Origin of the sequence: Dictyoglomus sp. NZ13-RE01 (assembly GCA_002878375.1) — a bacterium.
In the GTDB taxonomy this organism is placed as follows: Bacteria; Dictyoglomota; Dictyoglomia; order Dictyoglomales; family Dictyoglomaceae; genus NZ13-RE01.
Window position 1 is genome coordinate 1 of sequence record NIRF01000023.1, and the last position, 11,806, is coordinate 11,806.

Here is an 11,806-nt window from a genome sequence, read left to right on the forward strand (position 1 = left end):
AAAGCTTTTTTAGAAAGAGCTCTAATTGATGGTTTTTTCTCTTTTATTAAACTCATTATTAACACAATTAAAATTTCTTTTATCTTTTTTCTTAAAGAAAAATCTGGTAGAATATTAATGACCATAGTTTTCACCTCCCGGGGTTTGGATGTTATCTCTTTCTAATCTAATTCTAACCCTGGGAGGTTTTTCTTTTCAAAAACTGATTACAGGTCAGATCAATTATACGGAAGCTATGAGGATAAAGTAGTTACTGCAATTAATTCAGGTATCGATATGGTTATGGTCCCTGATAATTATAAATTGTTTATTTCAGTTCTGAGAAATGCAATTTTAAAAAAGAGAATAACATTGGAAAGAATAGATGATGCAGTTAGGAGAATTTTAAGAGTAAAGTTTGAATTAAATCTCTTCAATAAGCCTATAGCTAATAAAAAGTTTATCAAAGAAATTGGAAGTAGTGAACACAGAGAAGTTGCTAAAGAAGCTGTTAGAAAAAGTTTAGTTTTGCTTAAGAACGATGGGGTTTTACCTCTTTCTAAGAATATAAAGAAAATATTTATTGTAGGTGAAAAAGCGGATGACATAGGAGCCCAATGTGGAGGTTGGACTTTATCATAGCAGGGAATTAAGGGGAATATTATGCCAGGAACAACTATTTTACAGGCTTTTAAGAGGAAATTGTCTAAAAGTTCAGAAATAATTTTTATAAAGGATATAGAAGATCTTAAAAAAATAAAGAAAGATGATTTATGTATTGTTGTTATTGGAGAAAGTCCATATGCAGAGTTTTATGGGGATAGAGTTACTCCTCAAATAGATGAAGAAGATTTATTTTTATTTAACCAGTTAATTAAGCGAAAACCAAAGATTGTAACTATACTTATCATAGGAAGACCTGTAGATTTAAAAGATATATTAGAAAATTCTTCTGCCTTGGTTTCTGCATGGCTTCCAGGTACAGAGGGAGAAGGTGTAACTGATGTTTTATTGGGAGAGTATAATTTTGAGGGTAAACTCTCCTTTTCTTGGAAGCTAAAAAATGATGATAAGGCTATTTTTCCTTTTGGTTTTGGGTTAAGATATTAGAAAAAAGAAAGTAGAGGTGAAAAATTTAGTTCACTCCCTTCCTAAGACATGATCAATTAACATGCTTAAAAGGTCAGGAAACTCTATCCCGTAAGCTTTAGCAGCTTCGGGGTAGAGACTTGTAGAGGTCATGCCAGGAATAGTGTTTACTTCTAATACGTAAATATTATTTGTTTCATGTTCTACAATCATATCAACTCTTGAAAAATGTCTACATCCAAGAGCTTTATGGGCTTTAATTCCTAAGTCTTGAGCCTTTAAATATATATCATTTTCTAATCTTGCAGGTATTATGTGAGCACTCATACCAGGCGTATATTTAGCTGTGTAGTCGTAAAGACCTGTTTGTGACTTTGGAATTATTTCTATTAGTGGAAAACATATGGTTTTTTTAGTATCAAATATGCTTGCAGTTATTTCTTTTCCGTAAATGAACTCTTCAATAACAACTTCGTTATCATACTGAAAAGCATATTCTAATGCACTTTTTAACTCTTCCTCCCTTTCTAATTTCGTAAATCCGATTGTAGAGCCCTGAGATGCAGGTTTTATTGCTAAAGGAAATTTAAGCTCCCTAACTAAATATTTGATGCTTTCTAAATCTTTTTCCTCCAAATCTCTTTTGTGTAAATATAGCCATTTGGGAGTTGGAATGTTTTCATAGGTAAATATTTTTTTGCTCATGATTTTGTTCATTGCTAAAGCACTTGCTAGCACTCCTGAACCAATATATGGTATTCCAAGGAGTTCTAAAAGTCCTTGTACTGTTCCATCCTCTCCAAAAATACCATGAGCGGATATAAAGGCGACGTTAATTTTTTCTCTTTTTAAATTTTCAACTAAATTTTCATCTATAGGTATTGGAACTACGTTATAGCCTTTGTATTCCAAGGCTGAGATCACATTTTTAGCTGTTCTTTGAGCAATTTCACTCTCAGAAGATTTAATTCCAATTAATACTCCAACCTTTATCATCTTTCTCCTCTCTTTCATCAGTTTTTTATTTATTTTATGGTAAAATATGTTATATGCCAAGAAGCATAGAAGATTTAGAAGAGCTCTTTAAAAAAGTGGATCAAAAAGGAGGTTTAATAGTCACAGACTTTTTATCTCCTGAAGATTATCATTATTTTCAGGAGCTAAGTTACAAATATTCTAATTTGTTTGTTTTATTATTTGGTGGTTATGACTTAGCAGAAAGAAGAAGAGGTTTCATATCTGACAGCAAAGAATTACTGGAATATATAGATTTTGACAAATATTTTTCAGCATTTGAGATAAGTTTTCCTCAAAAGCAAACTCCAAAAGGTTTTAAAGAAGAATTAATAAAAATTGGTATAGATGAGGGAAAATTAGGGGATATTTGGGAGATAGGAGAAAATAGAATTCAATTTATATCTGCAAAAGAGATAGAAGTAAGATTGATTGATATATTTAATAGTTCAAACATAGCATACTTTAGTTTAACTCTTGACTCTCTATCACCTCCAAAAAGAGCTAAAATGCTAAAAACTACGGAGGCATCTTTAAGGCTTGATGCAATAACAAGCTTTGCTCTTAATATTCCAAGATCAAGGGTTCAACAAATTATAAAAAATGGAGCAGTGACAGTAAACAACAAAAAAGTTGATTATCCACATTATGAGATCAAAGAAGGAGATATAGTTTTTGTCAGGAGCTATGGATATTTTAAAGTAATATCCATAACAGAGACAAAAAGAGGTAGATACCTCATAGAGATAGAGAGACATTAATTAAATTTTTTGAAAAATTCTATTTAATATTTCTATAGCCTCATCAACTTCTTTTTCAGTAATGATTAATGGAGGAACAAATCTTAGTATTTTTTCTCCTACTGCGTTTATTAATAAACCTTCGTTTAAGGCTTTTTCAACTACAGGTCTTGCTTCAATTTCTAATTCCATTCCAAGCATCAATCCTATCCCTCTTACTTCTTTTATAAACGGGTACTTTTCCTGAAGTTTTACAAATTTTTCTTTAAAGTAGTTTCCTACTCTTTCTACATTCTGTAATATATTGTTTTTGAAAATATAGTTTATTACTGCGATACCTGCTGAGCAGGCTAATGGATTACCTCCAAAGGTTGAAGCGTGATCTCCTGGAGTAAAAACATTGGAACATTTTTTATTAGCCACCATAGCACCGATAGGGAAACCTCCTCCTAATGCTTTTGCCAATGTAAATATATCTGGCTCAACGTCATAATGTTCGTATGCAAGGAATTTACCTGTTCTTCCTATACCTGTTTGTACCTCATCAAAAATAAGTAGAGCATTATATTTGTCACATAATTCTCTTGCTGTTTTTAAGAAATCCTTTGTTGCTGGATTTACTCCTCCCTCTCCCTGAATAGGTTCTAATAAGATGGCACATGTTTTTTCACTTACCTTTTCCTTTAATGCATATACATCATTAAAAGGTACATATGTAAAACCTGGAACTAATGGCTCGAAATTCTTTTGATACTTGGGTTGTCCAGTTGCGGTTAAAGTAGCAAGGGTTCTACCATGAAAAGATTTTAGGGCTGTTATTATTTCATACTTTTCTGGACCACCATGAATTTTTCCATATTTTCTTGCTAATTTAATAGCTGCCTCATTAGCCTCAGCGCCACTATTGCAGAAGAAAACCTTATCACCACAAGAGTGTTCTACAATCAGCTTTGCTAAATGGGCTTGTGGTTCTATATAATATAAGTTTGATATATGCATTAATTTATCCAATTGTTCCTTGATACCATTAATAAGCTCTTCGTTAGAATGTCCTAAAGAGCATACTGCAATTCCAGCAACAAAGTCTAAGTACTCTTTTCCATCTGCATCCCATACTTTTGCCCCTTTTCCTTTTACTATTGCTATCTTGTATCTATTATAAGTATTCATCACATATTTATCTGATAATTCAATTATCTCTTTATTTCCCATTATCCTTTCCTCCTAACTAATAATCATGGTACCTATGCCTTCGTCAGTAAACATTTCTAATAGTAGAGAGTGAGGAACCCTACCATCAATTATATGGGCGGATTTTACACCTCCCTCTACTGCACTTATACAGCATTCTATTTTGGGAATCATCCCTCCTTCAATAACATTTTCAGAAAGCAGTTTTTTAGCCATATCAATAGTTAAAACAGATATTAAGGTTGATTTATCATTTATATCTCTCAGTACTCCCTCTACATCTGTGAGTAATATTAGTTTTTCTGCCTTTAAAGCTGTTGCAAGCTTTCCCGCTGCATCATCTGCATTTATATTATAAATTTTTCCATCCTCTCCTAAACCTAATGGAGATATAACTGGAATGAAATCTTCGTTTGTTAACAAATTGATGATTTCAGGATTTACCGATTTTATTTCGCCCACGTATCCAAGATCTACTTCTTCCAATTCACCATTAGTATTTTTAACAAAGCTTGTCTTTTTTACTACATTGAACAACATACCATCAATTCCGGATATACCGCAAGCCTTTCCTCCAATTCTATTTATTAAGCTTACTATTTCTTTATTTAACTTTCCCGCAAGAACCATTTCAACTATTTCTATTGTTTCTTCATCTGTAACCCTAAGACCCCCAACAAACTTGGGCTTTAATCCCAATTTTTTAGAAAGTTCATTTATTTCAGGACCTCCACCATGGACAATTACTGGTTTTATTCCCACAAACTTCATTAGAACTATATCTGAAAGTACTGTTTTCTTTAACTCTTCATTCAACATAGCATGTCCACCGTACTTTATTACAATGGTCTTTCCATAAAATTTCTGGATATATGGAAGTGCTGTTATTAATATCTTTGCTCTCTCTCTATAATCTTCTTTCATGATTACTTAACACCCCTTAAGTTCTATATTTGGCATTGATCTGAATATACTCTTCTGTGAGATCACAGCCCCAAGCTTGTGCAGAGAAGTTACCATCTTTTAAATCTATAGTTATTGTAATTTCTGATTTTGATAATTCTTTTTTAGCACTATCCTCATCAAAGTGAAAATATATGCCATCCTTAGCGACTAAAATATCTCCCAAATAAATGTCTGCTTTTGAGGGATCATAGTTACAATTAGCGTATCCTAAAGCACACATGATTCTTCCCCAATTTGCATCTTCTCCATATATAGCAGTTTTTACCAAATTAGATGAAACAACTGTTTTTGCCAGAATTTTTGCTGTCTTAATATCAGGGGCATTAATAACTTTGACATTTATTAATTTGGTAGCGCCTTCTCCATCTCTTGCAATTTCTATGGCTAAATACTCACAAACTTTTGTTAACTGATTTTTAAAGTTCTCATAATTTTTATCTTTTTCTTTTATCTCTGGATTTTTAGCCAAACCATTAGCTATTATAAACACAGTATCGTTAGTACTTGTATCTCCGTCTACACTAATCATATTAAAAGTATCTTCTATAGCTTCTTTAAAGGCTAATTCCAAAAGATCTTGAGAAATATTTATATCTGAAATAATAAAAGCCAACATAGTTGCCATGTTTGGATGAATCATACCTGATCCCTTTGCAAAACCTGTTATAGTGCAAATTTCACCACCTATTTCAAAATGTGTGCTAATTATTTTTGGTCTTTTATCTGTTGTCATAATTGAATACTCAAAGCCAATGATATCTTCTCTATTAAGATTATTTATTAACTCTGGTATTTTGGGAAGGATTTTATCCATTGGTAAATATTTACCAATAACGCCTGTAGAGGCAACTAAAACTAAATTCTCGTCAATATTTAACATCTTTGCTACTTCCTTACATATAGTTAAGGCATCTTTTATTCCTTGTTCTCCTGTACAGGCATTTGCATTTCCACTATTTACAACTATTGCTTGTGCTATCTTATTCTTAATTCTATTCATAGATACAATTACTGGAGCAGATTTAACCTTATTTTGAGTAAAAACCCCAAAAGCATTTCCAGGGACTTCTGAGTAGATTAATCCAAGATCTTTTTTCTTAATACCCTCTTTAATCTCACAATTTATACTGCTTAATAGAAAGCCTTTAGGTAAGCTTATATTTTCCAAAATTATACCCCCCTTATGGATAAATACTTAAGTTAATAAGCCCTTCTGTTTCTTCAAATCCAAATATTATATTCATATTTTGTACTGCTTGACCAACTGCTCCTTTAATTAAATTATCAATAGCAGAAAGGATTATTAATCTATTAGTTCTTTCATCTTTAACAATATTTATATCGCAGTAGTTTGTACCAGAGACATTTTTTGTTGAGGGAAGAATGCCAGGAGGAAGTAATCTAATAAATTTCTCTCTTTGATAAAATTCTTCATAGATTTCTCTTATTTCGTCCTGGGATATATTTGATTTTAATTCGGTATAAATAGTACTTAATATTCCCCGGTTCATAGGTATGAGATGCGGAGTGAAAGTTATCCTTATCTCCCTTTCAGCTAAAAGACTTAACTCCTGTTCAATTTCTGGAATGTGTCTATGATTAGGAACACTATATGCTTTTATATTTTCATTGACTTCACAGAATAAATATTCCACTCTTGCAGACCTTCCTGCTCCTGATACTCCAGATTTAGAATCAATGATTATACTTTCTGGCTTAATAATATCATTTCTTATTGCAGGAGCAAGGGCAAGTATTATACTTGTAGGATAACAACCAGGATTTGCTACTAATTTTGCGTTTCTAATCTCATCCCTGTGTAATTCAGGAAGACCATAAACAGCCTTTTTAATTAAGTCTTTTGCCAAATGTTGAATTTTATACCATTCTTCATAAACCTTTGGGTTTTTTAATCGAAAATCTGCTCCTAAGTCTATCAATACTTTATTAGCATTTATTATCTTTTCTGCTATATGCATTACATTTCCATGAGGAAGAGCTGTAAAGATACAATCTGATGAATTTATTAAATTATCAACATCATCTTCCACACAAATTTTATCTATATGTTTGAAAAAGTGAGGGTAAACTTCCCAGTATGCTTTACCTACATAACTTTGACTTGTTAAATTTACAATTTCAACATGCTTATGATTTAAAAGAATTCTTACTAATTCTACCCCAGTGTATCCTGTTGCTCCTAATATACTAACTTTTATTTTCATCCCATTCCTCCATCATAAAATTAATTTCAAATTTTACAACTAACTTTTTGGAAAAACAATACTTAAAAGAAGACTTTTTCTATTGACATTTTCTTCAAGTATGATATATTATTACAAAACGATTGCGTAAATGGTTATGAATTGATTTAAGTAAATAAAAAAATCAAAAAATTAGAGAGGAGGAGAATAATGGGAGATAAATACCTTGATAAAAGTTTATCAATTGAGGAAAGAGTTGAAGATCTCCTATCCAAAATGACTCTCGAAGAGAAAGCAGCCCAACTGAAATCACGTATATTCGCCTTTTGGAAGACAATTGTTGATTTTGTTGAAAATTTACCATTAGAAGACTTAAATGAAGAACAATTAAACGATTTTAATAACTCGATATTTAATGCGGTATTTGAGAGTGTCTTTCGTAGACCTGAAATTCATAACATAATTTCAAGAAATTTAGTAAAAAATAGTTGGCTAAAAGCTTTAGAAGGAGAACAAAAGATTCCAATTGGCCAATTTGCTTGTGTCCTTCGTGATTTTTCTCCAAGAGAAAGTGCTGAATTTGCTAATAAGATTCAAAAATATGTACTTGAAAATTCTCGATTAAAAATACCTATCTTAATACATGATGAATGTTTGCATGGATGTATGGCAAAAGGTTCAACAATATTTCCTCAAGCAATAGCAATGAGTTGTACATGGGACCCTGAGTTAATAAGAGAAATGGCTGTAGCTATAGGGAAAGAGACAAGAGCAAGGGGAATTCATCAGGCACTCTCGCCAACAATAAATATAGCCAGAGATCCAAGATGTGGAAGAACAGAAGAAACTTATGGTGAGGACCCTTATTTGGCATCAAAATTTGCTGTAGCTTTTATTGAGGGTTTACAATCGCAAAAAGTTGCAGCTACGCCAAAACATTATGCAGCAAATTTTGTGGGCGATGGTGGAAGGGATAGTTATCCAATACACTTTAGTGAAAGATTACTGAGAGAAGTTTATTTTCAAACTTTCAAGGCTGCTGTAGAGAAAGCTGGAGCTATGTCCATAATGTCTGCATACAATTCAATTGATGGTGTTCCTTGTACTGCAAATAAATGGTTGCTTACGGATGTTCTGCGAAATGAATGGGGATTTAAAGGGTATGTAGTTTCTGATTATATGGCAGTAACCCATCTTATTACTAAACATAGAGTTGCTTCGAGTAAAGAAGAAGCAGCAAAACTTGCTTTAGAAGCAGGACTTGATGTTGAATTGCCCGACTCAGATTGCTTTGAGAATATTGTCAATCTTGTAAAACAAGGAAAGCTTAATCAAGAAGTATTAGATAATGCGGTGAGAAGAGTCTTAAGAGTAAAGTTCTGGCTTGGACTCTTTGATGATCCTTATGTAGATCCAGATTATGCTGAGAAGATAAATGATCATCCAGCCCATAGAGAGTTAGCCCTAAAAATTGCGCGTGAATCTATAGTTCTTTTAAAGAATGATAGTGATATTTTACCTTTGGATAAAAACATTAAGAAAATAGCAGTAATAGGACCAAATGCGGATATTCCAAGGATGGGGGGGTATAGTGGTTATGGTGTAAAAATTGTTACTCCTCTTGAAGGAATAAAGAACAAGGTTTCAAAAAGTACAGAAGTATATTATGCACAAGGTTGCGAGCTAATAGGAGATTCAAAGAAAGGCTTTGAAGAAGCAATAAAAATTGCTGAAAAGTGTGACGTTGCGATTCTTTTTATGGGAGATTCGGTGCCTGAAACTCAAGGTGAACAGAGGGACAGACATAATCTTGATCTTCCAGGCGTTCAGGAAGATTTAATAAAGGCAATTTGTGCAACAGGTATACCTGTAATAGTTGTTTTAATAAATGGAAGTGCTATTACAATGACAAAGTGGATAAATGATGTTAAAGCTGTATTAGAAGCATGGTATCCTGGTGAAGAAGGCGGTAATGCAATAGCTGATGTTTTATTTGGTGATTATACTCCTGGAGGAAAATTAACAATAACTTTTCCAAAACATGTTGGACAATTACCACTTTATTATAATCATAGACCTACAGGTAGGGTTGATGATTATTGTGACTTAAGAGGGAGACAAGCCTTATTCGAGTTTGGATATGGTTTAAGCTACACTAAATTTAAATATAGTAATTTGAGACTATCAAAAGAGAAAGTACCTATAGATGGAGTGTTAGAGGTAAGTTTTGATATTGAGAATATAGGTAAATTTGATGGCGATGAAGTGGCTCAGCTTTATTTAAGAAAAGAATATTCTCAGGTTGCTCGACCAGTTAAAGAATTGAAGGGATTTAAGAGAATAAGCTTAAAGAAAGGGGAGAAAAAGACAGTTACTCTCAAACTCACGGAAGAAGAATTAGGATTTTATGATAGAAATTTAAATTTTGTTGTTGAACCTGGAAGATATGAGATTATGATAGGAAGTTCTTCAGAGGATATAAGATTAAGGGCATTTTTTGATGTGGGATAATTTTTGAATATTTTAAAATTTCAAGAATTATAAAAATATTAGTAATGATTTTTCCTCTAATTATGGTATAATTATATACACAAAACGATTGCGAAAATAGTTGTGAAAGGAGGTGAGGAGGTTAAAAAATATAATGAAAATTCCATTTACAAAATTTTTCCTCAAAAAATATTAGGGAGGGAAGAGAATGAAAAAAGTTGGGTGGTTGATTTTAGTTATTCTTTTAGCACTATTTAGCTTGTCTCAAGTTGGATATACTCAACTTGCTCCAGAGATACCGAGAAGTGAAACATTAATTGTAGATATTTTAAGTGGAAGAGCTGTAGTACCAGATAATTTTAATACATGGGCTGCAACATGGAGATCTCCAGATCGTGGTATTCAACAACTAATGTTAGAACCTTTATGGATGGTTGATCCTGCAACAGGAAAGGTTATAAACGCTTTAGCAGAGGAGAAGCCAATTTACAATAAAGATTTTACAAAAATGATTATAAAGCTGAGGAAAGGATGTTATTGGAGTGATGGAGTAGAATTTACCGCAGATGATGTAGTATTTGGCATTCAATTGACGATGAAAAATCCAGATATGGGGTATAATCCACAGTTTGTAACTTATGTCAATAGAGTATACAAAACAGATAAATATACTGTAGTTTTCGATCTTAAGAAACCTAATGCAAGATTTCATGCATATTTCTTAGACAGATGGGGTGCATGGAGACCTTTGCCTAAACATATTTTTGAAAAAGTTAAAGATCCTGTAAGTTTTGAGTTTAATCCTCCTGTGGCCTCTGGACCATATATATTAAAGAGTTATGATCCAGGTGGATACTGGACTTTGTGGGAAAGAAGAGAAGATTGGCAAAGAACTCCTACAGGAAAACTATTTGGAATGCCTCAACCTAAATATGTACTTTATATTTACTATGGACCTCCAGAGAAAAAAGTTCTTGCAATAGGGAATCATCAATTAGATGTAGCAGATTTGAATATGGAAGCATTAAGATCTGCATTTGCAGCTAACAAATATGTAAGAGGATATAGAAAGGAATATCCATGGGTAGTAAATAACGATCCATGTATAACAGGAATTACTTTTAATACAGTAAAATTCCCATATAACAATAAAGATGTAAGATGGGCTTTGGCTCTTGCAATAGATATTGCAGATTATATTGGAGTAGCCTTTGATGGTGCAGCAACTATGGGAGTTCTTCATATACCATCTACCCCAGCTTACCTTAAATGGTACTATAAACCATTAGAAAGCTGGTTAAGAAGCTTCACTATAGAGGTGGAAGGAAACCCCTTCAAGCCATACGATCCTGATGCAGCACTAAGATTAGCTGAATATGCAAGAAAAAGAGGATATAAGGTACCAACAGAACCCTCAGAAATCAAAGAAATATTTGGATATGGATGGTGGAAATATGCACCAGACGTAGCAGAGAAATTACTCATGAAGCATGGATTTAAGAGGGATAAGGATGGGAAGTGGTTACTACCTGACGGTAAGCCTTGGAAGATGACTATTGTTTCCCATATAAGCCCTGCTCATCCTATGTTTAGAAATGCTGTTGCAGCTGCTCAACAATGGAGAAGATTTGGTATTGAAGTAGAAATTGTAAATTTAGAAAATGCAGGAGTTATTGTAGATAGGGGAGAATATGAAGTATGTACTGCGGGAACATGGCCAGCAACAGAACCATGGGGTGGTCATCCAGATCTTTACAGAACACTATCATCTTTCCATTCACAATATATGAGACCTTTAGGAGAAACAAATCCTGGTCATGACTCAAGGTGGTCCTCTCCAGAGTTAGATAAAATTATAGAAGCAATGGAAAAAGTAGCTTGGGATAGTGTAGAGAATAAAAACTTAGGATTTGAAGGATTGAAGATTTTAGTAAGAGAAATGCCTACAATACCTACCTTTACATATCCTGGAGTAATTAGCTTGGATGAATACTATTGGACTAACTATCCTACAGCAGAGAATTCTTATCAAATTGTCTATCATCACTGGCCTAACTTCAAATATGTACTTCCCTATTTGAAGTCTACTGGAAGAAAGTAGAAGTTAAAAGTCCCCCTCCCCTTAAGGGGAGG

At 33.0% G+C, this 11,806-nt stretch carries 10 protein-coding genes; 5 read left to right on the forward strand and 5 right to left on the reverse strand.

Annotated features, from left to right (window positions below):
- Positions 1-276 precede the first annotated feature (276 nt).
- Positions 277-621: a hypothetical protein gene (locus CBR30_09420; GenBank protein PMQ00761.1), complete on the forward strand. Its 345-nt coding sequence runs from the start codon at positions 277-279 to the stop codon at positions 619-621.
- A gap of 21 nt (positions 622-642) precedes the next feature.
- Complete coding sequence (locus tag CBR30_09425; GenBank protein ID PMQ00762.1) at positions 643-1,089, forward strand: hypothetical protein; 447 nt, start codon at positions 643-645, stop codon at positions 1,087-1,089.
- Between the two features lie 30 nt (positions 1,090-1,119).
- On the opposite strand, the gene CBR30_09430 is transcribed toward CBR30_09425, so the two are convergent.
- A complete protein-coding gene (locus tag CBR30_09430) occupies positions 1,120-2,061 on the reverse strand; it encodes a D-alanine--D-alanine ligase (protein PMQ00770.1) in 942 nt (313 codons plus the stop codon).
- Between the two features lie 56 nt (positions 2,062-2,117).
- Between CBR30_09430 and CBR30_09435 the strand changes: the two genes are divergently transcribed.
- Entirely contained in the window at positions 2,118-2,843 is a 726-nt protein-coding gene (locus CBR30_09435) for an RNA-binding protein (protein PMQ00763.1), read from the forward strand.
- Here CBR30_09435 and CBR30_09440 read toward each other — a convergent pair whose 3' ends face one another.
- The 4 genes from CBR30_09440 to CBR30_09455 are packed head-to-tail and all read right to left on the reverse strand — an operon-like array spanning position 2,844 to position 7,204.
- On the reverse strand, positions 2,844-4,034 hold the full coding sequence (locus CBR30_09440; protein ID PMQ00764.1) for an aspartate aminotransferase family protein: 1,191 nt from the start codon (positions 4,032-4,034) through the stop codon (positions 2,844-2,846).
- A gap of 12 nt (positions 4,035-4,046) precedes the next feature.
- Entirely contained in the window at positions 4,047-4,937 is an 891-nt protein-coding gene (gene argB, locus CBR30_09445) for an acetylglutamate kinase (GenBank protein PMQ00765.1), read from the reverse strand.
- A gap of 16 nt (positions 4,938-4,953) precedes the next feature.
- On the reverse strand, positions 4,954-6,168 hold the full coding sequence (locus tag CBR30_09450; protein ID PMQ00766.1) for a bifunctional ornithine acetyltransferase/N-acetylglutamate synthase: 1,215 nt from the start codon (positions 6,166-6,168) through the stop codon (positions 4,954-4,956).
- Positions 6,161-7,204 carry an N-acetyl-gamma-glutamyl-phosphate reductase gene (locus tag CBR30_09455; protein PMQ00767.1) on the reverse strand — a complete coding sequence of 348 codons (1,044 nt, stop codon included), beginning with the start codon at positions 7,202-7,204 and terminating at the stop codon, positions 6,161-6,163. Before CBR30_09455 ends, CBR30_09450 begins: the two co-directional genes overlap by 8 nt.
- 189 nt (positions 7,205-7,393) lie before the next feature.
- Between CBR30_09455 and CBR30_09460 the strand changes: the two genes are divergently transcribed.
- Together CBR30_09460 and CBR30_09465 are read left to right on the forward strand one after the other, a co-directional pair.
- Positions 7,394-9,694: a beta-glucosidase gene (locus tag CBR30_09460; GenBank protein PMQ00768.1), complete on the forward strand. Its 2,301-nt coding sequence runs from the start codon at positions 7,394-7,396 to the stop codon at positions 9,692-9,694.
- A gap of 187 nt (positions 9,695-9,881) precedes the next feature.
- Positions 9,882-11,774: a peptide ABC transporter substrate-binding protein gene (locus tag CBR30_09465; protein PMQ00769.1), complete on the forward strand. Its 1,893-nt coding sequence runs from the start codon at positions 9,882-9,884 to the stop codon at positions 11,772-11,774.
- Positions 11,775-11,806: the final 32 nt, after the last annotated feature.

What these genes read in the sequence shown, in the direction of transcription:
- CBR30_09420 (PMQ00761.1), top strand. Translation starts at nt 277, where the DNA reads ATGGTTATGGTCCCTGATAATTATAAATTGTTTATTTCAGTTCTGAGA.
- CBR30_09425 (PMQ00762.1), top strand. Translation starts at nt 643, where the DNA reads ATGCCAGGAACAACTATTTTACAGGCTTTTAAGAGGAAATTGTCTAAA.
- CBR30_09435 (PMQ00763.1), top strand. Translation starts at nt 2,118, where the DNA reads ATGCCAAGAAGCATAGAAGATTTAGAAGAGCTCTTTAAAAAAGTGGAT.
- CBR30_09440 (PMQ00764.1), bottom strand. Translation starts at nt 4,034, where the DNA reads ATGGGAAATAAAGAGATAATTGAATTATCAGATAAATATGTGATGAAT.
- argB (PMQ00765.1), bottom strand. Translation starts at nt 4,937, where the DNA reads ATGAAAGAAGATTATAGAGAGAGAGCAAAGATATTAATAACAGCACTT.
- CBR30_09455 (PMQ00767.1), bottom strand. Translation starts at nt 7,204, where the DNA reads ATGAAAATAAAAGTTAGTATATTAGGAGCAACAGGATACACTGGGGTA.
- CBR30_09460 (PMQ00768.1), top strand. Translation starts at nt 7,394, where the DNA reads ATGGGAGATAAATACCTTGATAAAAGTTTATCAATTGAGGAAAGAGTT.
- CBR30_09465 (PMQ00769.1), top strand. Translation starts at nt 9,882, where the DNA reads ATGAAAAAAGTTGGGTGGTTGATTTTAGTTATTCTTTTAGCACTATTT.